The organism is Enterobacter cloacae complex sp. SHL012 (genome assembly GCF_049237505.1).
GTDB classification, from domain to species: domain Bacteria; phylum Pseudomonadota; class Gammaproteobacteria; order Enterobacterales; family Enterobacteriaceae; genus Enterobacter; species Enterobacter kobei.
This window is the reverse complement of record NZ_JBMKIZ010000002.1, coordinates 189183-211479: the sequence shown is the minus strand read 5'-3', so window position 1 is coordinate 211479 and position 22297 is coordinate 189183. Positions and strand designations below refer to the sequence as shown.

The following is a 22297-nucleotide window of genomic DNA, read 5'->3' as shown; positions in this document are numbered from 1 at the left end:
CGGCCTCTTTATAATGTACTGGGTGTGTAGATAATGCGTAGCGTGCCGGTGTAATCCCCGGCATTTTTGCTGCTGGCAGTAAATGAAGGGGTTTTCAGGATAATAGGGGCTGGCACGCACAGTACGCTCTCGCGTCCGCCGGGCAGGACGACCTGACGCAGATACCGCGGATCGTTAGTCCCTTGCCAGACCACGGTTTCACCGTTAGCGACGATGTCTGTTGCGCCTGTGATGGGATGGGTGACAAAGACCTGATAGTCGAGACGGTCTCGCGCATCGGTCTGGCTTCCTCCGCGTCGCCTGATTGAAAACGCACCTTCAGTACGGCCCGCTGAGGCGAGTCCGTCGTCCTCAAACCGAAGGTAGGTGCGGGTGCTGGTGCTGTTTTTACCATCGTACAGGCACATATCCAGCGTATTTTCTCCCTGGATCTCACTGCCACCCGGCCGCCCCGGGAAGTTAGTCAGGTTGAGGTTAACGATGGGCGTGGAGTGCGGAAATGCCGGCAGATAAATCTGCTGATTACCCGGATCGACCACCTCAATGCGAATATTTGCCTGCCACCTGGCGATAGCGAGATAGCCAGGACAGCCCACGTTAACATTATTGGCATTTCCGCTGCTACAGCTACCATTACCCCATTGACGCAGGTTTTGCTTCAGCGTTGCGGTCCAGATCCCCGGTAATGCGAGCTTGTCCAGTTCGCTTTTCACAATATAGAAATCGAAGTAGGGCTCTCTGTTCCAGGCGGAGATATCAACATTCCCAGCTGTGACAAAGCTGGCAAAAATATCCACTTTATTGCTAATGAACATATGGTGATCGCCATACACCTTGATATCCACCGTCTTGCTGGTGAGGGCATGCGTAAAATGTAATGTGATGGCATAAGGCTTGGCTGGGTTCGCCTGAAACCAGACCGGTGAGTCCATGCAGGCCCCGTACGTGGCGTCGGTCCGTGACTGACAGGTCAGGGTATTACGTCCCCACTTTTGCGGGTCGGCGGCGTCAAAGCCGCCCGATTCATGCAACCAGATATCGAAACGTGCAGGCGGTGCCGTGCGATCGAAGCTGATCCCAACGCTGGTGTTTCGTCCCGCAGGGGCGCCCGCCAGCGTCTGGCCTGTCCACAGGCTTAACAACAGTAAAATAAAGAGGTACTTCATCACATCATTTCCCTTTAGTGAGGTTGTCGGCGTTCATGGCAGTTGGCCCGGCAGGTACCGATCGTCCGGCGAGCATCAGCTGCGCCTGCTGCTGGACGGCATCCGGCAGGGCCGAGAAGGTTAATTCCCGACAAGGAATTGAGCCGACATAGCGCACCACGTCGCGCATACTTTTCACGTTGAGTTCGCACTGATAAAACTGCTGCTGACGCACCAGGTAGAGGTTATGCAGCAGAGCATCGCTCTGGGCGCTGAATCCGCCGTTGCCGAGATCGCTCCAGCCGTTAACGTTCAGCGGCACACCACCGATAAACGGCGAATGACGCTCGTCGGTTAACTGGCCGAGCCAGGTGTAGCTTGCGGTGGTTTGCACATCCCGACGCAGCAGTTTGCCTGGCACCATAAACAGCGTTCTGCTGCCTGAACCTTGCGTGATCTCACTGCTGGCTCCCCGGGATACATCCAGCGATTCGTTAATTGTCAACGTGGTCTGCTGGTAGCCCGGTACGGCGAAGAGAGCGCGGCTATTACCCGGAATGTCTGCGCTCCCGCTGTTATCCAGCGACACGGCAACGCTCGGAGCCAGGTATCAGTCGGTGTGGCAACGTTAACCGCGACGGCGGAAGCAGGGCGTCCGTCGCTCCATCGGCCCAGCCACAGGCCAGAACGCGACAGCGCAAGTGTCGAGCTGTAGTTGCCGCTGGTGCTCAGCGTATGGCGTCTGTCCTGACGATCCCAGGCGTCGCTGACGGTCAGACTGCCGTTGCCATATCGCCCGCCCTGGCGCGTATAGGCTGAGGTATTCAGCGAGTCGCTGTTAATGCCTGATGCGCTAAGGCCGTACTCGTTTTCACCGCGTGCATCGCTGTACCAGTTATGCGCCACGTTGTAGCTCAGCTGATTTTTTTCACGCTGCTGGTGCTGCCAGGTCGCCCCCAGAGAGGTATAGCTAGACGCATCACCCTGACGGTTATGCGCCATGGACAGGCTCACGCTCAGGTAGCCGCCTTTGTCCCTGCCGTCGCGGGCATCATCGTTGCGCATGAAGAGGTTAACGCTACTGTTAATGTTCAGACCATGGGTGCTAAAGGCATTGCTCAGGCCTCCCTGCCAGGCCCGCGAGCGCGAGCGGGTCATATAGACCGATTCCCACGGCAAACCCGCATCGTGGCGATCGACGCTATCCGGCAGCTCCCGGCGTGAAACGTACCGTCCTTCGTTGCGGTTATCCGAATAGCCGAGGCTCGCATACCAGGCGCCGACAGGGACGGAAAACATCACCGAGAGGGTGCGATAACAGCCGTTCACGGCGTCAAACCCGGCGCTTCGGGTGTTGCAGTTTTCCGCTGATAGCGCGTTGCGATAGAGGCTCAGTGAAAAACCGTCGTTGTAGCTGATTTGCTGAATATTGCCGCGCTGGCCTTCGCTGCCGTAAAGGTAGCTAAACCGGGTACTCAGCACGCCGTCGATCGGGCCCGCGTTGAAGCCCCGGCTCCAGTCGAGCGCATTTTCCAGGAAGCGCTGGTTTTGCTTTATCGTTGCTCCGCTGGTAAGCGCTAAGGTCTCGGTGACGGGCAGGCGTACGCCCGCCTGCGCAACCGCGCTGGGTTCTTCGTTTTGATCGCTATTGTCGGTTTCACCAGCCTGCAGGAACCACTCGACGCGGTCGAATGGCGTAATGCCGGTTCGGGTAAACGGCACCTGCTCGGTACGCGTTAGCCGGTTATTTTCATAGACCGACAGCGTGACGGTGTAGCTCCCGTCCGGAAACGATCGCGTGTCGAGAGTTTGCGCCCCGGCATTCAGGTAAAAGCTGGCCAGCAGCTGACTGCCACGGCGGGCATCAATACGCGCGTCATGGGAAAGCAGCACGGTGATAGGGGTTCCCTTTGACTGCTGAACCGGATTTATCCACGCCCGTGTTGAGCCTGCGCGCACGCCGCGAATTTTCCCCAGCGGAAGCTGGCTGAGGTTGATATTTCCACCGGCATTACTGAACAGATCGCGGGTATCCATTTCGCCCAGCTGGACATAGTACTGGCGCAAGATATCCTGGCGGAACCAGGCATTGTTAACGGTGATTTCCTGTTGCTGCTGGTGCCTTGAACGCTGTCCCAGCCAGGTCCAGTCGAGGTTAACATAGCCGTCCTGCGTGAGCGCCAGCGCGCCATTGCCCTGCACGGTGGCTGACTGATAATCCCTGTCGGCAACAAAATTAACATTCTGCTGATGGATAAGCGCATTTTCGGTGTCCTGCGTGGGCTGATACCACTGATTTTCCGCGGTGGCTTTAGGCAGGAATTTCTTGTCTAAAAACAGGCTAATACGGGCGTTATTCTCGTCATAGATAATGGCCGCGTGGTCGGTATCAATGTAATCGCAGCCCGCTGCGGAACTGTTGCTGCTGCAGGCCAGGTTGCCGTTACGGGCAAGCGGAACGGCCAGCGTGGCAGACACGATGGCAACGAGAGCAGGGTCGTCGTTAAACCGTCGTTTGATGGCTGCTACAACGGTTTCAGGTGCGACAAAACTGACCGTTTCAAGCGTGATATCCGTTTCAAACAGGCCAAGCGACTCGCCATAGAGGTTTACCTCTGTCCACAGGCGCTGGGTTTTCGCCAGATCTTCAAAACCTGCCGGGACGGTCATCCCGGCACAGGCGAGTTGGATGGAAGCGGGTAACAAAGCAACAAAGAGGAGAGTATTTCTGTGAAACGCCATGAACGAGCCTCGACATCATCCTGACGTCAGAGGGTGGGCACCCTCTGACGTTATTCCTTAGGTGCTGTGGTGTTACGCACCGCCTTCCGTGGTCGTCGCTTGCGTCAGCATCAGGCTGACAACACCGCTGTACTGACCGGTTTTCAGAATGCCTTTGGTGGTCTGAGAAATGGTCAGCGGCAGTACCGCTGAACCGTTTTCAATGCTCCCCGGGAACAGTTCGGTACCGGTATATTCAACATCGGCGGTAGAGAGGGTTTTATCGCCCAGCTTCACCGTCATTGGGATGGACTCAGCACCGTCGGCATTTGCCAGCTTCGCGGCGCTCACCAGACGGACTTTCACGTTGCTGGTGGCGGAGTTAGACCATACCTTGGTATTCAGGCGGTAGCTTTCCAGACCGCGGCCTGGCAGGTACTGCATATCGATGCTTGCCGGCAGCGGCGTATTATCGGCCTGGGTCATATCCAGCTGTGAATCAACGCTGGCGTTGACGGTAATATCTTTTTGGATCGCCAGCGCGCTAACGGACGTGGTCATCGCGGCAACAATCATCAGGGGTTTAAAATACTTACGCATTGATATCTCCATATTTACAAATGAGCACCCTGGCTCTTTAAACAAACCCTTTGGGGTCTTTACGGTAACGTCGTGTTATTGCACGACGGGTAAATCAGCTTCTTCAGCGGTTTTATTCACCCAGTTGAAGTAGCGGAATTTATATTTATGGCCTTGTGTCTTTGTGAGCGTTTTTAATTTCCGTTCGGTGTCTGGATAAATCGTCGCGTCTTCTTTAATCCATTTACACGACGAATTTGCGTCACAAATACCGATCTCTCTCAGCGGCACGCGCAGCGTACCGTTGTTTTTTAACGTCCCCCTGCGAGGGTCTATCGAGAGTGAAACCACACTTTTTTCCGGGGCGAGGTGGATCAGGGCGCCCCAGATGACATTGACGCCCAATGTCGCCTTCGCCGCAGCGCTTTCTGCCTGACCTGGAATAATGCTGTCAGGTTGCTTTACCCCTTCAAAATAGACGCGCCAGGTGGTCTCTTTTTCCGGTGGCGTGAGCGATACCAAACGAACGACGCGCATTGCGCCAGCCGCCAGGGCAAATTTTTCTGGCGTCACAACAACGCCACCTTCTTTCCACGAGGCGACATCAATCTCTTTTTCGTCGGCAGTGCCGGGATTAAGAATTTTCTTTTGCCTCACCCGAATGAACTGAATATCATCCGTTTTTGAAGCCACTTTTATTTGCGCCGCCCCGGACTTATCCACGTTAAGTTCCATCGGGTACACGCTCATATTGGCCATTGCCATTTCTGAGAAAAATGGTAATGACAGCGCGGCGACATAAAAGGCGGTTGTCATGTTCACTCTTTTTTTCTGTTTCACATTCTGCCTGCCTGCTCTGAGTTCATCGGTGGCGCGTTAACACCAGGACACCGTCTGCTTTCGTATCGCTTCAGGGCAGGGAAACTTTAACCAGAACAGCGGTTTGTGAAAATTTGTATTAATTAACTCGTTAAATACAGTTTTTTATCCTGCTTTTCTGTCTTTAAGGTTGTATAGTTAAGCGAAAATACCGCGACCAGGGATGGGAAGAAAATTCCTTCTGATTACAAAATAAGCAGATCAGGAGGTGGTTTTCATGTCGATGTACCAGGGATTAAAAAGCATGCGGTAACAGCCGAGAATAAAAGATGTTTTTTATATGCAATAATTCGTTGTTATTCGATCCTGAAGCACATGCAATAAGTCTTGTTGGACAACCCGAGTCTGTATTAACGCTTTCGGCACCGGCCGTTCGTCTTTTACAGGAGTTTATTAAGCACAGAGGTCGTGACCTTAGCCGGGATGAATTGATCGCGCGCGTGTGGGAAGCGTTCGGCTTTACGCCATCAGGAAATAATCTCAATAAAGCGGTAAGCGAATTACGTAAAAGCTTCCAGTCGCTGGGAGAGGGGCATGAATTTATCGTGACCGTACCCCGCTATGGATTTCGTTTTGAGGCCGATGTGATTTTTCAGCCTCGGGAGAATATTCAACCCGTTGATTCTCAGTCTCCGGTTGAACAGCAAGACGTAAAGCCGCGGCGCACGTTCCTGAAAAGGGGGGCTATTACGGCGGTCGCGATCGTCGCTGCACTAGGGGGCTGCCTGTACTTTAGCCGCCCGCAGGGGATAACCGTTCCGGCGAAACTCACGCCAGTTAAGGAAAAAATTGCGCGTTGCAGTATCTGGATAATTAACGATCATGGACGGCCGTTAGTGTTATCGAAATTAGCGAAACAGCTGGAGGCGAATAACGTGGCATGCGAGCGAGAAGAGTATAATATTTATTATTTCAGCGCCCGTTTTGCTATTTCCGCCGCGGATGAGGTTTTCATTGGTGCCTGCCCGGGAAGTAAAACCAGACTGTGCAAAACCATTCGTTATAAAAGCGGGGCTGAAAAATGAAAATAAAACTTATTTTTGGGCTGAGCGGTGTACTGGTTGGTGGTGCAATAGCGCTTTTTTACTGTTCTGGCGGCCTGGGTAAAAAGGATGTGCTTGCCTGCAGTACAGAATTTAATTTCACGCGCAATGAGGGAAAAGCAAGTGAGGTGAAGGTCAATACCTTTGCTCAGTTCTATTTTCATCAGGATGGAACCGGGTTGACGACTTACAAAGGCGCGGCAAGGGCTGGCGGGCAATGTTTGATCGTTGACAGGGATGTCGACTTTACCTGGGAGCAACGGAAAGATGATAACGTCATTGTATTGAGCTACACCAAAACCCGGCGTCGACACAATGACAATACCCCGGATGCTCAATGGGGAAGCTTCGCCTATCCGACCGCACGTTACTACCTGACGATCTCTGAACTGTCGCCCGCCGTGTGGCTGATTCAGGACCGGCGTTATCCTACCTATATCTGCCGGGGAGAATAAGACAAAAAAAAGAGAATGCCATGGGCATTCTCTTTTTTCGTATCAGTGATGCAGATTAATCCCGGCTGGCGAAGCCCAGAATGCTCAGCAGGCTGACGAAGATGTTGTACAGCGATACATACAGGCTCACGGTGGCGCGAATGTAGTTCGTCTCACCGCCGTGAATGATGTTGCTGGTTTCATACAGGATCGCGCCAGATGACAGCAGGATAAACACCGCGCTAATCGCCAGATGCAGGGCAGGCAGCTGCAGGAAGATGTTAGCCACCATACCAATCAGCACCACCACGATACCCGCCATCAGCATACCGCCGAGGAAGGACATGTCCTTACGGGTGGTCAGCACGTAGGCCGAGCAGCAGAAGAACACCAGCGCGGTACCGCCCAGCGCCATGCCAATCACGTCGCCCATACCGGCAGACAGATACGCGTTCAGAATCGGCCCCAGGATATAGCCCAGGAAGCCGGTGAAGGCGAACGCGGACAGAATACCGACCGGTTTATCCGCGGTTTTGTAGGTCAGGAACATCAGCCCATACATCCCCACCAGCGTCAGGATCAGCCCCGGAGACGGCAGCATCAGCACGGTGCTGGCGGTGGCAGTGATCGCCGAAAACGCCAGCGTCAGGCTGAGCATGAAATAGGTATTGCGCAGCACCTTGTGGGTACTGAGTAGCGATGTGCGGTCGCGTGAAGAAGTAATAATACGATCCATGAGTCACTCTCTTATGACAGATGTAATTAGCGGAAAGAATAGGAAACGGCGAGCCAGTCTCAAAGTGGTTTTACCCATCTTTACTCAGCACGTTAGCGAAGGAGATGGTTATTTCTTCTGCAGAAATGCATTTCACCAGAATGAACAGCGGTTTGAGAAAATTTACCAGATCAACCTCTTATAGGTTACTGAAAAATATTGCGTTATTACCCTTAGGGCGCTAAGAGTTATCTCCGGATCGTCATAAAACAGACAATAAGGCGAAGGACATGAAACCACAAACACGCACGCGCTTTACACTCTCTTTACTTACCGCCGGGATCCTGTGCGCCAGTACGGCATCCTGGGCGGCCAACGTCCCGGCAGGAACCGCGCTGGCAGAGAAACAGGAACTGGTCAGAAATAATGGCAGTGAACCGGCTTCGCTCGATCCGCATAAAGTCGAAAGCGATGTCGAATTCAATATTATCAGCGATTTATTCGAAGGTCTGGTGAGCGTCTCCCCGACGGGTGAAATTCAGCCCCGGCTGGCGGAAAAGTGGGAGAACAAAGACAATACCGTCTGGACCTTCCATTTGCGGCCGGGCATCACCTGGAGCGACGGGACAGCGATTACCGCAGAAGATGTGGTCTGGAGCTGGCAGCGCCTGATCGATCCTAAAACGGCGTCACCGTATGCCAGCTATCCGGGCAACATGCATATTGCCAACGCGGCCGATATCGCCCAGGGGAAAAAAGCCCCCGATACGCTGGGGGTAAAAGCGATTAACGATACCACCCTGGAAGTGACGCTCACGCAGCCAAACGCGGCTTTCCTTGCGATGCTGGCGCACCCGTCGCTGGTACCGGTGGACAAAGTGCTGATTGGGCGTTTTGGCGATAAGTGGACCAAGCCGGAGCATTTCGTCAGCAGCGGGGCGTATAAACTTTCTCAGTGGGTGGTCAACGAACGCATTGTGGCGGAGCGTAACGCGCGCTACTGGGATAATGCGCATACCGTTATCAACAAAGTGACGTATTTGCCCATCACCTCTGAAGCTTCGGATGTGAACCGCTATAAAGCGGGTGAAATTGATATTGTCTACACGGTTCCCATTAACCAGTTTGCCCAGCTGAAGAAAACCCTTGGCAGCGAGCTGGACGTTTCACCGCAGCTCGCGACCTATTACTACGAGTTCAACACCACGCGCCCGCCGTTCAACGACGCGCGCGTGCGTAAGGCGCTGAATATGGCGCTGGATAAAGACATCATTGCCGGGAAAGTGTTAGGGCAGGGGCAGCGTCCGGCGTGGCTGATTAGCCAGCCGGACATCGGTGGGGTCAAGCTGCAGAACCCGGATTACGCCAGCTGGCCGCTGGACAAGCGCATCGCGGAGGCGAAAAAACTGCTCAGCGAAGCGGGGTATAACGAAAGCCATCCTCTGCGCTTCAACCTGCTTTATAACACCTCTGAATCGCACCAGCGCATCGCGATTGCCGCCAGCTCCATGTGGAAGAAAAACCTCGGCGTGGACGCGAAGCTGCAAAATCAGGAGTGGAAAACCATGCTGGATACCATGCACACCCACAACTTTGACGCGGTGCGTTACGCATGGATTGCGGACTACGACGATGCAGCAACCTTCCTGAACAACTTCCGTACCGGCGACAGCGAAAATACCAGCCAGTACAGCAATCCGGAGTACGACCAGGCCCTGATCAACGCCGCGAAAGCGAAAACAGCCGGGGAACGGGGTAAGTTCTACCAGCAGGCGGAGGATCTGCTTGGCCGTGATGTGCCAGCCATTCCGGTTTATCACTACGTTCGTACCCACCTGGTCAAACCGTGGGTAGGGGGATTCACACCGGATAAGCTCGGGTACTATTTCACAAAAGACATGTACATCAAAAAGCATTAAGAGGGCGGGCTGAATGTTATGCTGTTAAAATCGCCGATATGTCGTCAGTTCAACCGATTAAACGCGTTTTGGCTATTTTTACAGCGAACGATTGCAGCCACTCTTTACAGCACGCGGTGAGGTGTTTATAGTTCGCCTCACTTAGGAAGTGTGGCCGAGCGGTTGAAGGCACCGGTCTTGAAAACCGGCGACCCGAAAGGGTTCCAGAGTTCGAATCTCTGCGCTTCCGCCAGATATAAACCCCAGCTTACTCGTTAAGCTGGGGTTTTTCTTTTGGCGTGAATTTAAAACCTGACGTTTATGAACGGATAAACGCAAGAATGTCCGCGTTGATGGTCTCCGCATGCGTGGTGTGCATCCCGTGCGGGAAGCCTGGATAAATTTTCAGCACGCTGTTCGCCAGCAGCTTGTCCTGCAGAAGGGCGGCATTCTTATACGGTACGACCTGATCGTCATCGCCCTGCATTACCAGAACGGGAACCGTGATGGCTTTTAAGTCCTCCGTCTGGTCAGTCTCTGAAAACGCCTTAATCCCCTCATAGTGCGCTTTGGCACTGCCAATCATTCCCTGACGCCACCAGTTCTGAATCGTACCCTGTGAAACCTCCGCGCCATCCCGGTTAAAACCGTAAAAAGGGCCGCTGGCTACGTCGAGGTAAAACTGCGCGCGATTGGCTGCCAGCGCACTACGGAAGCCGTCAAACACCTCGATGGGTGTCCCGCCGGGGTTATCCTCTGTTTTGACCATCAGCGGGGGAACGGCGCTGACGAGCACCGCTTTGGCGACGCGCCCCTGCGGCTGGCCGTATTTCGCTACATAGCGGGCGACCTGGCCGCCGCCGGTAGAGTGACCGACGTGCACGGCATTGTGCAGATCCAGGCTTTCAACCACGGCCGACGCGTCGGCCGCATAATGATCCATATCGTGACCTTCACTGACCTGATCCGAACGTCCATGACCACGACGATCGATAGCGATAACGCGATAGCCCTCTGCAAGGAAGAAGAGCATCTGGTTATCCCAGTCATCGGCACTCAATGGCCAGCCGTGATGGAAAACAATGGGTTGAGCTTCTTTCGGACCCCAGTCTTTGTAGTAAATGTTGACGCCGTCTTTCGTTGTTACGAATGCCATACCGCAGACTCCTCTGTTAAAAACAACACGACCCCTAAAGTGTAGGAGAAATCATATCAGCGGTGGGTTTCATTCCCGTGAAAGGTATTCATTTTGGATTCAGGGCTCTGGTGCGGCGCGCCAGAGCCCCCAGGGCGGGGTCATACAGCTGGGCTTAGCGGTTCTCTTCAATATAGCGGGCGAGATCTGCCGGGGTCTTCAACACCGTCGCTACGTCAGTTGGCGGGATCATACAGCCGTAAACGTCCTGCACTTCCAGCACCATATCGACTGCCAGAATAGAGTCGAGAATATCAGATTCAATCAGTTCATCGTGAAAGCCCACTTTACGGGATAATACTTTTTCGAACAGGGCGAGAATTTCGTTTTCCATTATGTTTCCTGGGATAATTAATGAGTGCGGGCGTAAGCGTCCAGCAATTTGCGGTCAATTTTGCCGTTAGGGTTCAGCGGCAACGCGTCTTTTACGATAATTTGTGAAGGCACCATATAGTGGGGAACCACTTTCGACAGCGAGGTTTTGATCGTGTCCGGTGCCATTTCCGTCACGCAGAACGCGGCAATACGCAGCACGCTGCCGCAGGGTTTCATCAGCGGCATCACTACCGCTTCATTAATGCCGGACATGGCCAGCAGACGGTTTTCGATCTCGTTGATTTCAATACGGTAGCCATTCAGTTTGACCTGACTATCGTTGCGACCCTGGCAATAGATCATCCCCGCTTCATAACCCAGATCGCCGGTCCGGTAGCCGCGACACGCGTCATCTTCCCGATGCAGTAATTTTGCCGCGTTCTCCTGCGGCAGGCCGAGGTAGCCGCGCATGACGTTTTTACCCCAGATAATCAGCTCGCCCTCGGCGGAAATGTCCATTCTGCTCTCCGGCATCATGACCCCCACTGGCAGCACGGCGCTGTCCTGGTTAAGGATCTCATCCGTAATTTCAACCACCGTCGTCGCGATGGTCGCTTCCGTTGGGCCATAGGAGTTGATGATTTTGACCTGCGGGAAACGGCGGCGCAGCTGTTTGACCAGCGCTTTATTGAGCACTTCACCAATGAAGATAAAGACGCCGAGTTCAGGCAAATACTCGCTGTTAAACTGCGGGGACAGCAGCTGCTGGTAGGCAAAAGAGGGCGTGGACACCCAGGCGGAGACCGCGTTGCTTTTGAGTCGCGCCAGCCAGTTCTCTTTCTGAATATCCTCTTTGGCGTTGAGCACGATGTGTCCGCCCATCGCCAGGTTCGCCAGCAAAGGGATCAGGGAGAGGTCAAAGCTGAACACCGCGTGGTTCATCAGCACCGGTTTTGCCGGCAGGGAAAAGTCCTGGCTGACCCATTTCATGAAGTGCCAGACGCTCTCACGTCCAATCTGCACGCCTTTCGGTTTGCCGGTGCTGCCTGAGGTAAACATGATATAGGCCAGATCCTGCTCTTCCAGGACCTTGCCCGCTTCACCGGTGGCAATAAACTGCCGGGTTGCCACGTCGTAATAGTAAGGGACACTGGCCAGGCTACAAATCTCCCGGAGCCGCTCCTGCGGGTAGATGCAATCCACCGGGATGTACGGAATGTTGTGCAGCAGGCAGCTATAAATCGCCACGGCGAACTCGGCCTGTTGATGACCATATAATACGACCGGTGTGCCTTCGATAGGCTTGCAGCGTTGATAGCGTTCCACCCAGTCCATCACGGCGGCGGAAAGCTGTAGCCAGCTGAGGGTTTCGTCGCTACCAGTGATGGCCAGCTGCTGCGGGGAGGCGGGATCGCGCAATGCCGCACGTAATAAATCCTGCAGTTCCTGCAGATCGGTGTGATTTTTCATAGAGGAGACATTCCACTAAAGATGTAAAGGGATCCTGCGGCGCTGCCCAGCGTCAGAATTCGCCCCAAAAACGCCACTGCCGGATACTGCAAACCACGGTGTAATGCCGGGCTGCGTTTGGCTGACCACAGCAGCATGTTGTGTGCGACAGAAATGGCGCCAAACAGCGCGCCGCTGATGACATAATGGCGTTCCAGGCCATTCCATGCCCCCATGCAGAACAGGGTGCAAAAAATACCGATATTTTGCGCCAGCGTTTTGTTCTGACGGAAAAAGTTGAACTTCATCAGGTTCATATAGACGGGCATAAACACCACATCGCGCAGCCATTCAGACAGGCTGATGTGGAAGCGCCGCCAGAAGTCCTGAGGGTTCTTTGCAAGCAGCGGCATATTGAAGTTTGCCGGAATATTCAGCCCGAATAAGCGCCCGGCACCGATGGCCATATTGCTGTAACCTGCAAAATCAAAGTACAGATAGGCGCTGTAAGCAATCGACATCACCACGCCGACGGTCAGCGAAAACGGCTTATGGCTCCAGGGCTGCACCACAAGCGAATCGATCAGCATGGCAAACAGGAACTTCTGGATGATACCGGTGACGATCTGCTCTAACGCTGTTAAACATTGTTCACGGTTAAGGGTGAATGCGGGTTTATTCACATCGCTCATCCATGTCCGCCAGCGGTACATCGGCCCGGCCAGAATAATAAAGGGCATAAAGAGGTAGCAGAAATAGTGCAGAATATTCTGGCCCTCTTTTTTACTGCGATACAACAGCACATCCACCGCGCGAAAGGTCATAAAAGAGAGACCGATCATGCCGAGATGGTGATTAAAATGTAATTTCACCAAAAACAGTGGCAGCAGCGTTAACACGATCGCCTGCCAGGTTTTTAACCATCCTTTTTCTTTTAATGTGGCGAAAAGATAAAAACAGCCAAATACGATCGCCGGAATACGATAATCGCCCTGAAAAATATAGCCCCAGCCCAATGCTGTCAGGACGGCCAAGGACGATAACCAGGTCAGGCGATGGCGCAGCAGGCGATTAATCAGCGCAAATATCAGTGCCGATGAAAATAAACAGACAAAAAACAGTCCTGAGCTGTACATCATTCGGCCTCAGAATTTCTGATATTCAAAATGCAGTTGCATACTCATGCTGTTATCGACAGCGGTCCACGCGACGATGGTGATCCCAAGCAGGAGATAAAGGAAAAACAGACGGATCGCGATTTTCATTATTTAAAACTCTGTGCAATAAAGCGAAGCATAGGCACCCAGGCCAGTTCAGTCGGGTGCAGTCGGTCCCAGTTCCAGCCATTCTGATAAGGCATAGCGTACATATCTAAATAAGGGATCTGGTTCTCTTTCAGAATGGATTGAATTTGCTTATCGTACGGGCGGAAAGTGTCGGTATGGTAAAGCGCCCACGGGTTAACCGGGTCGACGATAGCAATGACCTGCACGTGATGTGCCTTCAGCAGCTGGACGGTTTTCCTGAACGCAGCGAATTGGCCGGGCACCACCGGCGTGTCATCCCACTGCTGCGGCTTACCGTCCTCTTCGTAAATCGTTTTGTCCATCCACAGGGTCGCCGCACTTTGCTGGCGAACTTTATTTAATTCACGGGCATTCGCCAGCTCTTTATTCCAGTCCGGAGTCATGTGGGTGGTTGGCTGTTGCGGCCAGGGTTGCGCCGTCTCAGGCCTGATATTGAGCAGCGACAGCCAGTCGTTTTTTATCAGGGTACAAAAATTAGCGAACTGGAAACCGATCTCATCCCAAATCAGATCGGGGTGCCAGCCGAAGACACGCATTTGCCCAAAGGTTAAATGGCTTATCTCTTTAGCATCAATATGTTTTAAATAATTCATGAGGATCGGACGTGCCTGCGGATCCTTCATCAGGGGATCAAAAACAGAGCCCGGAAAATTATCCGCATAGATAGCGGGTGGCAGACCTTTTGAGTAAAAGCTGTCAGGTGCCAACAATAAAACCACTTTACTGTTTGCGTTAAGGCTATTTTTAAAACGTGAAAACAGTAAAAATTGTGTTTCATCATCGACAAACGCATCGCCATACGCCACGACGGGTTGGTGTAATTGCTGATTAAAATAATGATAGACCGCGTAATGTTCATCTTCGGAGGTGGCAACTTCAGAGGCACCAATGAAGAAAATGGCATTCCCCTCCAGGGCATGGGAAATGGTGGCAATTTTTTCCGCTTGTTCTTTCGGTGTGCCCGCCATGGATTTGATCAGCGGCTGGAATTTAAGCGGCGGATCAAAGCTGGTCACCAGCGGGTGAATGCTGAGGAATAAAATGGCCAGGGCTGCCATCAGGATATGTAAGCAAAACGTATTTTTGATTTTCATCATTAACCAGTAAGACTACATGGCGGCAATTTTCTAAAATCCGTTGATAACCGGCTTTATAACAATTACACAACAAATGGCCGTCTATTTTGGGGCATTCTATACCAGAGCGATTTAGAAGGATGAGCGTTGCCGTGTAACGGTATGTACAAGTGGGAGAGAGCGACGCGGGGATCGTGGAATGAGCGATTTTTTGCGCAGTTAAACGCCAGGGCGTAGAAATAGAAAAATTCCTGCTTTACAAGGCGCTAATAGATGTTTATAGTGCGCCTCACTTTGGAAGCGTGGCCGAGCGGTTGAAGGCACCGGTCTTGAAAACCGGCGACCCGAAAGGGTTCTAGAGTTCGAATCTCTACGCTTCCGCCAAATTCGAAACCCAGGTCGTTATGCGACCTGGGTTTTTTGTTTGTTAAAACCGCCTTAACCGGGAATTCTGGTGCCGGAGTTACTCCGTCGATACTGCAGCGGCGTCTGACGCATCATCTTTTTAAAGCAGGTAATGAAATAGGTCACCTCGCTAAACCCCACTGCCAGTGCAATGGCGTCAACAGGCTCATCGCTGTACCGTAACAGATCGCAGCTGCTTTTAATCCGCCGGGTCAGCAAATATTCGTGGATGCTACCGCCGGTCTGCTGGCGGAAAATGCGTGAGGTATAGCTTCGCGAGAGCCCCAGGTCGTGCGCTAACCGATCGAGCGAAAACTTGCTGGCATAGTGGGCTTCGACCCAGCTCATTATCCGCGAGGCGACGGTCTGCTGGCGCGGCGGGTAGGGCTGCGGCTGCTCGGGCAGACATGTCATCAACTGCATCACCAGAAATGCCACCTCGCAGGCCTCGGTCTGCGCGTTGTCCTCCAGGTGCTGAAACTGTTCAAGTATTCTCTCAATAAACGCCGCGTGCGTGCTGAGATCGTAAATTTGTGCCGGGAGATTGCTGGCGGCCAGCGCGGCGAACCGGGCCTGATGGCGCGGAAAGGTGCTGAGCGCACTTTCGACGACCGATTGCGCAATGTGCATGGTGGTGCGGTGGTAGGGGTTCTTATCGCTATGATCGACCTGCACTTTGTGCAAACGGAAGGGCGGGAAGACAAATAAACGCCCCGGACGGGCGGTGTAGTGCTGATTGTCCACCACCACGATGCCATAACCGCTGGAAATATAGAGCAATTCAACGCACTGATGCCAGTGGTAGTAAACCGCGCTGGTGGTGTACATGCGGTTAAATGAAATGGCCTGCCGATCGAGCGTAATGCGTTCCAGCAGTTGCGTTTCACCCATTTTCCCTCCAGGACAACAGATTTAAATTTTTAGACCATCATTTGTAATTTATCCCTCTCTCGATCGACAAAATCCAGCAAAAATGAAATGCCGGTTTAATTTTGTGAGTCTGCTCACTCAGCACCGGGAATAAAAGCGGTTACTCTTCATTCAGACGTCGCACTCGTGGCTTTAATAAGCCAAATAACAATAACTTATCTCTACCTTCGTGTTATGCGGGAGGACCCTGTGCAACCTGAAAATATTCATGTGGATAACCCACTGACGAGCCGTGATGAGGTACTGCGGCTGGTTAACGATATGCTGAACGCGGTGACGCCTTATTTTAAAAAAGACGCCAGCCGCATTGATTTAGCGAACTTTACCGCTCACTACGGCCAGCAGGTCGCGAGCATGGAAACCTTTTCCCGTCTGCTGTGGGGCATCACGCCATTGTTGGCTGGCGGCAGCGAGCCGCAACACTTCTCTTTCTATTTACAGGCGATAAAAAACGGCACCAATCCGCAGCATGCTGATTACTGGGGCGATGTCGGTCCTTTCGATCAGCGAATCGTCGAAATGGCGGCTTACGGATTACTGCTGGCGCTGGCGGGCGAAACCGTACTGGCACATTTCACTGAGACGGAGAAAGAGAATCTATGGCGCTGGCTAAAGCAGTGCGAGACCCAGGATATCCCCGATAACAACTGGCACTTCTTCCCGATTCTGGTGCAGGTTGGCTTCCATTATTGTGGCATGCCGACCCATCCGCAGGCGCTGGAAAATCACTTCGCTGCCATGGAGCACTACTATCTTGGCGATGGCTGGTACTCCGATGGTCCGGGCCGGCCGCGCGACTATTACATCTCGATGGGCTTCCATTTCTATGGCCTGATTTACGCGAAGCTAATGGCCGATGTTGATCCAACGCGGTGTGCAACCCTGCGCGATCGCGCCGCGCGTTTCTCCTCTGACTTCATTCATTTCTTTGCCGAAGACGGCTCGGCGATCCCGTTTGGCCGTAGCCTGACCTACCGCTTTGCCGAGGCGGCGTTCTGGAGTGCGGCGGCTTTCGCCGGGCTGGAGGTCTTTTCGCCGGGCGTAATTAAGGGCATCGTGCTGCGCCATCTGCGCTGGTGGCTGAAGCAGCCGATATTCGACCGCGACGGCATACTGAGCGTCGGCTACAGCTACCCGAATCTGGCGATGGCGGAAGACTACAACGCGCCCGGTTCACCGTACTGGGGCCTGAAGACCCTGCTGGTACTGGCATTAGATGAGGGCGACGCTTTCTGGCAGGCGGCCGAGCTGCCGCTGCCGCCATTGCCCGCGCAGCACACGATAGCCCACGCGGATCAGGTGGTGGTGCATCAGGCCGATCACCTGTGGATGCTGACGTCCGGCCAGCTGGAGCTGAACAACTTCGTGAATACCGAAGCGAAATACTGCAAATTTGCCTATTCCACCCGCTTTGGCTTCACCCTCGAACGCGGGCGCTATGGCCTGAACCATGCCGCACCCGATTCGATGCTGCTGCTGGCCGAAAAAGATAACTACTGGCGTGGCCGCCGTGAATGCCAGCACGTGGTCACCGCCGACGGTACCATATACAGCCGCTGGCTGCCGTGGCGCGACGTGGTGGTTGAAAGCTGGCTGCTGGCGCTGGGCGACTGGCAACTGCGCGTCCATCGTATCAATACTCAACGCGCGCTGGATTGCGCGGAAGGGGGCTTTAGCCTCGCGAACCGCCCACAGCCGCAGGCGCAGGAGATGGAAAGCGCCTGCTGGTTACGCAATGCCCAGGATGCCTCAGCCATTTTCTGTTTACATCCGCACGCCCGCCGCGGCGAAACGGTGGTGACGCCACCAAACAGTAATCTGTTGTTTGCCGAGCGCGCGGCAGTGCCGCTGCTGCGCGGCGAACTCGATCCCGGCACGCATTTGCTGATAAGCGCGGTGTGGGCGGGAAATGCCGCAGGCTTCGATCCGCAACACTGCCCGCAGGCCTTCATTAGCGATGACGCGGTACGCTTCGTGATGGCACGACAAGAAACGACGCTCGTTCTGGCCCCGGAGACATCGCTATGAGCACATCATCGTCCGTACGCGCCGCACAGTACAAAATGAGTACCTTTATTTTTCTCTACTTCTTCACCTGGTCATCCAGCTTTGGCCTGTACGCCTTGTGGCTGAGCCAGAAAGTGGGCCTCGATAGCATCACTATCGGCAGCGTGTTCGCCATCAATGGCGTCTTCGCGGTTGTCCTGAAGCCGGTGTATGGCTACATCATGGACAAAATCGGCATGAGCAAGTGGCTGCTCTATTTTGTCTGCGCCATTTCTGCGCTGATGGCACCGTTTTTTGCGCTGGTGTACCAGCCGCTGCTGGAAAGCCATGCGATGGCCGGGATTATCATCGGCGCGCTGTATCTGAGCCTGGGCTGGTACGCTGGCGTGGCGGCGTCTGAATCTTACGCAGACCGCTTTAGCCGCCTGTACGGGCTGGAGTTTGGCCGCATCAGAATGTGGGGTTCGCTGGGCTGGGCGATGGCGGCTTCGGTCTCCGGGCTGTTGTTTAACGTCACGCCGCTGGCCAACTTTCTGCTCAGCAGCGGTACCTCGATACTGATGCTGCTGGTGCTGATTAGCCTCAAAATCGGCGATGAGCAGCTGCGTAATAACAATGTTATTTCCGCCAATAAGATCGTCTTTGCCGATGTGCTGATGCTCCTGAAAAACCGCAAATTCTGGATGTTCAGCCTCTACGTCGCCGGGGTGGCGTGGATGATGTTTATCGCCGAACAGCAATTCCCGCGCTACTTCGTATCATTCTTCGCCACCAAAGAGCAGGGAAATGCCTGGTACGGCTACCTGAGCACCGTCCAGTCGGGTATGGAATTCCTGATGATGATGTGTATCCCGTGGCTGGTGAATCACTACGGCGCCAAGCGCGGCCTGGTGTTCTGCGGCTGCGTGGTCGGGGCTCGGCTGATCGCCTCCGGACTCACCAGTGACCCGATAGTGATCTCTATCATCAAACCGTTTTATGGCGTCGAGATCGCACTGCTGCTGATCTCGGTCTTTAAATACATCGCCGAACACTTCCATCGTCGGGTTAACGCCACGATGTACCTGCTGGGCTACCAGGCGATGATTTACGTGGGGTCGATTGTGGTCGCCCCACCTGCTGGCTATCTGTACGACAGGATAGGCTTTGAGCATACCTATCTGCTGATGGGCTGCTGCGCCCTGATATTTACGCTGATTTCCGCCTTTACGCTGTCGCGCTGCCAGTCTAAGTGCGATGTCTCACGCCCCTTTGCTCCGGCATTAGATTCCGCCCCGGTTGAACCGGCCAAACATTAATTCAGGAGTTGTTATGACCAAATCTGTTATCACCGAAGCGCTGCGGCCGATCGAACTGCATCAGGTCGATCGCCTGGCCCTGAGCCAGAAGCTGGAAGCGGCGTTAACCCGCGTAACGCGCAAGCTCGACAAAAATATTGTTGCCTTCGGCGATAAATTCCCCGGCGAAGCCTGTGAGAAGGGCGTCTGGCCGCGCACCGATAACGTGGAATGGACCACCAGTTTTTGGCCAGGCCAGCTGTGGCTGGCGTGGGAGATGACGGGCAAAGCGCATTATCGTGACGCCGCCGAGCGCTATTTACCGTCGTTCGCCCGGCGTATTGAGCAGCGTATCGACACGGCAACGCACGATCTTGGTTTTCTCTATTCGCTCTCCTGCATCAGCGCCTGGCGCCTCACCGGCAACGAAGCCGCTCGCCGGTCGGCGCTGCTGGCAGCCGAGCGCCTGATGGAGCGTTTTAACCCAACGGCCAGGATTATCCAGGCATGGGGTGATTTAAACGACCCGGAGCAGCAGGGGCGAATGATCATCGACTGCAACATGAACCTGCCGCTGCTGTACTGGGCCAGCGAACAGACCGGGGATCCGCGCTATGCACAAGCGGCGACGGCTCACGCCGGACAGGCTGCGAACTATATCGTGCGGGAAGATGCCTCGACGTATCATACATACTATATGGATGTCCAGACGGGTGAGCCGCGCTTTGGTAATACCCATCAGGGCTACAGCGACACCTCGTGCTGGTCGCGCGGGCAGGCATGGGGCATTTACGGCTTCCTGCTCAGCTATCAGCACACCGGCGATAAGCAGATGGTTGAGCTGTCACGCAGCCTGGCACATTACTTCCTCAACCGTTTGCCGGAAGATGATGTGTGCCACTGGGATCTGGCGCTGCTCGGCACCGACGCCGTGCGCGACAGTTCAGCGGCGGCGATTGCCGCTTGCGGTCTGCTGGAGCTGGTCAAGGCGCTGCCGACGCTCGACGCAAACCGTGCGTATTACGAAGAGATGGCGCTGCGTATTGCGCTGTCGCTGACCGATAACTACCTTGCCCACGACGACGATCCGACCGAAGGGCTGCTGCAACACTCGGTTTATCATATGGGCAGCGGCAAGGGGGTCGATCAGTGCTGTAGCTGGGGAGACTATTTCTATCTCGAGCTGCTGGCGCGGCTGCGACAGATTTGGCACCCGTACTGGTAACCCTGAAGCCATGGAGAGCAAAATGAAAAGCGTAGCCGTGCTATTAGCCCCCGGTTTTGAAGAGGGGGAAGCGATCGTCACCATTGATATCCTGCGTCGCCTGAATATTACGGTGCAGACGATTGCCTGCGGCGAGAGCCGCGAAGTGGTGAGCTATCACGCCATCTCAATGGTGGCGGACAGCACCCTGAAGGCCAGTTTCGATTGCACCTTTGACGCCGTGGTGTTACCGGGCGGCCCGGAGGGCAGCGTTAACCTGGCGAAAAGCGCGGAGGTCATCGCCTTCGTCCGCCGCCACGATGAAATGGGCAAATATATCTGCCCGATTTGTTCCGCCGCCGCCCGTGTGCTGGGCGGTAACGGGCTGCTGAAGGGGCGCCGCTACGTCTGTTCCGGCGATCTGTGGAAAACAGTCAGCGAGGGCAGGTACGTCGATGCCGAGGTGGTGGAAGACGGCAATCTGCTGAGCGGTCGCGGCCTGGGTAACGTATTTGATTTCGCCTTTACCCTGGCGGCGCGATTACAGGGCGATGATGCCCTGGCGCGCGAGCAGGCCAGCCATATTGAGTACGCGTGGCAGGATAGCGATCCCGTTTACGGGCTGGCAAAAAGCGATGTGTGAGTTTCGCCCGGCGGCGCTACGCTTGCACGGGCCTACAATGAATAGTGCAATATATTGATATTGTTACGGATTGTAGGCCGGGTAAGCACAGCGCCACCCGGCAAGAAGGGCCGCTAAAATGTTGATGTCGTTTTACAGCCCAATCACCAGCTCCCCCGAATGGCTCCGCGAGCAGCACAGCGCCACCTGCTGGTTTGTTGCGCCTTTTTCCGCCTCCGACTGCACGCTGTCCCGGTGATCCACCACGCCGTCAATCACCGGCGTCAGGCAGGCGCCGCAGATCCCCATTTCACAGGACAGCGGTACGTCTACGCCGTTTGCCTGTAAGACCTGGGCAATGGTTTTATCCGCAGGCACCGGCCAGCGCTCCCCGGTGGAGGCCAGTTTAACGGTAAAGATCTCGCCGGTTTCATGACCAGCGGCAGGCGCAGCAGGCTGAAACGCCTCGCTGTGAATGTGGGCGTTATCCCATCCCTTCGTCGTTGCCACATTGCGGACTTTCTCCATAAAACCCGCAGGTCCGCACACCCAGGCATGCAGTCCCGCTTCCGGTATGGGGAGATGTTCTGCCAGCGCTGAGCGGGGGCTGAGGGTATGAATGATGCACTCACCGTACTTTGAGAGTTCCCGAACAAACGCCGCGCTTTCGCGATTTTTAACGTAATAATGCAGCGTAAACGGCGTTCCGGCCGCCTTCAGCTGCAGGGCCATCGCAAACAGCGGCGTAATGCCAATGCCCGCAGCCAGGAGTAAAACCCGCTCTGCCTGAACGAGCGGGAACAGATTGCGTGGGGTGGAGATCGTGAGTTTCTGTCCAGGCCGCAGCGTCTCGTGAACGTAGCGCGACCCGCCGCGCGAGGCGGTTTCGCGCCCCACGCAGATAAGATACCCTTCGTCCTCACAGGCTCCGGTCAGGGAATACTGGCGCACCAGGCCGCAGGGCAGGTGCACATCAATATGCGCGCCGGGCTGCCACGCCGGTAGCGCGGCGCCGTTTTCCGCCACCAGCCTGACGGCGAGGCTTTTATCCCCCTCACGCCACAACCCATCAACGATAACGCTCAACATATTGGCC

General features: G+C 54.5%; 20 protein-coding genes and 2 tRNA genes. 9 read left to right on the top strand and 13 right to left on the bottom strand.

The window, feature by feature from the left end:
* Window positions 1-8: 8 nt before the first annotated feature.
* The 5 genes from ACOTY9_RS08735 to ACOTY9_RS08715 all read right to left on the bottom strand — a co-directional run bounded on the left by ACOTY9_RS08735 (window position 9) and on the right by ACOTY9_RS08715 (window position 5285).
* Entirely contained in the window at window positions 9-1169 is a 1161-nt protein-coding gene (locus ACOTY9_RS08735; RefSeq protein ID WP_348565653.1) for a CfaE/CblD family pilus tip adhesin, read from the bottom strand.
* Window position 1170: 1 nt separating this feature from the next.
* On the bottom strand, window positions 1171-1650 hold the full coding sequence (locus ACOTY9_RS08730; protein ID WP_421637336.1) for a CS1-pili formation C-terminal domain-containing protein: 480 nt from the start codon (window positions 1648-1650) through the stop codon (window positions 1171-1173).
* Window positions 1647-3887 carry a TcfC E-set like domain-containing protein gene (locus tag ACOTY9_RS08725; protein WP_421637335.1) on the bottom strand — a complete coding sequence of 747 codons (2241 nt, stop codon included), beginning with the start codon at window positions 3885-3887 and terminating at the stop codon, window positions 1647-1649. Before ACOTY9_RS08725 ends, ACOTY9_RS08730 begins: the two co-directional genes overlap by 4 nt.
* Window positions 3888-3959: 72 nt before the next feature.
* The gene (locus ACOTY9_RS08720) at window positions 3960-4466 is read right to left on the bottom strand and encodes a CS1 type fimbrial major subunit (protein ID WP_023332625.1); all 507 of its coding nucleotides are present in this window, start codon (window positions 4464-4466) and stop codon (window positions 3960-3962) included.
* 75 nt (window positions 4467-4541) lie between these two features.
* Entirely contained in the window at window positions 4542-5285 is a 744-nt protein-coding gene (locus ACOTY9_RS08715; protein WP_023332626.1) for a hypothetical protein, read from the bottom strand.
* Window positions 5286-5593: 308 nt separating this feature from the next.
* Between ACOTY9_RS08715 and ACOTY9_RS08710 the strand changes: the two genes are divergently transcribed.
* A complete protein-coding gene (locus ACOTY9_RS08710) occupies window positions 5594-6349 on the top strand; it encodes a winged helix-turn-helix domain-containing protein (RefSeq protein ID WP_023332627.1) in 756 nt (251 codons plus the stop codon).
* On the top strand, window positions 6346-6822 hold the full coding sequence (locus tag ACOTY9_RS08705; protein ID WP_045134644.1) for a hypothetical protein: 477 nt from the start codon (window positions 6346-6348) through the stop codon (window positions 6820-6822). The genes ACOTY9_RS08710 and ACOTY9_RS08705 overlap by 4 nt, the downstream gene beginning before the upstream one ends.
* Window positions 6823-6877: 55 nt before the next feature.
* On the opposite strand, the gene yccA is transcribed toward ACOTY9_RS08705, so the two are convergent.
* Entirely contained in the window at window positions 6878-7537 is a 660-nt protein-coding gene (gene yccA, locus ACOTY9_RS08700; RefSeq protein WP_013097244.1) for an FtsH protease modulator YccA, read from the bottom strand.
* Between the two features lie 269 nt (window positions 7538-7806).
* Here yccA and ACOTY9_RS08695 point away from each other — a divergent pair, with 269 nt between their 5' ends.
* Window positions 7807-9435, top strand: coding sequence for an ABC transporter substrate-binding protein (locus ACOTY9_RS08695; RefSeq protein ID WP_023338218.1), 1629 nt, complete (start codon window positions 7807-7809; stop codon window positions 9433-9435).
* A gap of 144 nt (window positions 9436-9579) precedes the next feature.
* Window positions 9580-9667, top strand: a tRNA-Ser gene (locus tag ACOTY9_RS08690).
* A 66-nt stretch (window positions 9668-9733) separates the two neighbouring features.
* Here the strand turns inward: ACOTY9_RS08690 and ACOTY9_RS08685 are convergent.
* The 5 genes from ACOTY9_RS08685 to ACOTY9_RS08665 form a co-directional block, all read right to left on the bottom strand.
* Window positions 9734-10570, bottom strand: coding sequence for an alpha/beta fold hydrolase (locus tag ACOTY9_RS08685; RefSeq protein ID WP_023332629.1), 837 nt, complete (start codon window positions 10568-10570; stop codon window positions 9734-9736).
* A 154-nt stretch (window positions 10571-10724) separates the two neighbouring features.
* Complete coding sequence (locus ACOTY9_RS08680; protein ID WP_023332630.1) at window positions 10725-10943, bottom strand: acyl carrier protein; 219 nt, start codon at window positions 10941-10943, stop codon at window positions 10725-10727.
* A gap of 17 nt (window positions 10944-10960) precedes the next feature.
* Window positions 10961-12394 (bottom strand): AMP-binding protein, encoded by a 1434-nt coding sequence (locus ACOTY9_RS08675; RefSeq protein WP_348565652.1) that lies wholly within the window; start codon window positions 12392-12394, stop codon window positions 10961-10963.
* The gene (locus ACOTY9_RS08670; protein WP_248189774.1) at window positions 12391-13509 is read right to left on the bottom strand and encodes an MBOAT family O-acyltransferase; all 1119 of its coding nucleotides are present in this window, start codon (window positions 13507-13509) and stop codon (window positions 12391-12393) included. Before ACOTY9_RS08670 ends, ACOTY9_RS08675 begins: the two co-directional genes overlap by 4 nt.
* A 128-nt stretch (window positions 13510-13637) precedes the next feature.
* A complete protein-coding gene (locus ACOTY9_RS08665; protein ID WP_063614077.1) occupies window positions 13638-14774 on the bottom strand; it encodes a D-alanyl-lipoteichoic acid biosynthesis protein DltD in 1137 nt (378 codons plus the stop codon).
* 278 nt (window positions 14775-15052) lie between these two features.
* On the opposite strand from ACOTY9_RS08665, the gene ACOTY9_RS08660 reads away from it, so the two are divergent.
* Window positions 15053-15140: transfer RNA gene (locus ACOTY9_RS08660), tRNA-Ser, on the top strand.
* A 54-nt stretch (window positions 15141-15194) separates the two neighbouring features.
* Here the strand turns inward: ACOTY9_RS08660 and ACOTY9_RS08655 are convergent.
* Window positions 15195-16052, bottom strand: a complete 858-nt coding sequence (locus ACOTY9_RS08655) for an AraC family transcriptional regulator (RefSeq protein ID WP_023338222.1) — start codon at window positions 16050-16052, stop codon at window positions 15195-15197.
* Window positions 16053-16280: 228 nt separating this feature from the next.
* On the opposite strand from ACOTY9_RS08655, the gene ACOTY9_RS08650 reads away from it, so the two are divergent.
* From ACOTY9_RS08650 to ACOTY9_RS08635, 4 genes are read left to right on the top strand one after another with little or no spacing between them, the layout of a single operon-like run.
* The gene (locus tag ACOTY9_RS08650) at window positions 16281-18119 is read left to right on the top strand and encodes a DUF2264 domain-containing protein (protein ID WP_348565651.1); all 1839 of its coding nucleotides are present in this window, start codon (window positions 16281-16283) and stop codon (window positions 18117-18119) included.
* Complete coding sequence (locus ACOTY9_RS08645) at window positions 18116-19396, top strand: oligosaccharide MFS transporter (protein ID WP_348563967.1); 1281 nt, start codon at window positions 18116-18118, stop codon at window positions 19394-19396. The genes ACOTY9_RS08650 and ACOTY9_RS08645 overlap by 4 nt, the downstream gene beginning before the upstream one ends.
* Before the next feature lie 13 nt (window positions 19397-19409).
* Window positions 19410-20600, top strand: a complete 1191-nt coding sequence (locus ACOTY9_RS08640; protein ID WP_023332637.1) for a glycoside hydrolase family 88 protein — start codon at window positions 19410-19412, stop codon at window positions 20598-20600.
* Between the two features lie 22 nt (window positions 20601-20622).
* Window positions 20623-21222 (top strand): DJ-1/PfpI family protein, encoded by a 600-nt coding sequence (locus ACOTY9_RS08635; RefSeq protein ID WP_014883278.1) that lies wholly within the window; start codon window positions 20623-20625, stop codon window positions 21220-21222.
* Window positions 21223-21354: 132 nt separating this feature from the next.
* Here ACOTY9_RS08635 and ACOTY9_RS08630 read toward each other — a convergent pair whose 3' ends face one another.
* Window positions 21355-22290 (bottom strand): PDR/VanB family oxidoreductase, encoded by a 936-nt coding sequence (locus tag ACOTY9_RS08630; RefSeq protein ID WP_048996924.1) that lies wholly within the window; start codon window positions 22288-22290, stop codon window positions 21355-21357.
* Window positions 22291-22297: the final 7 nt, after the last annotated feature.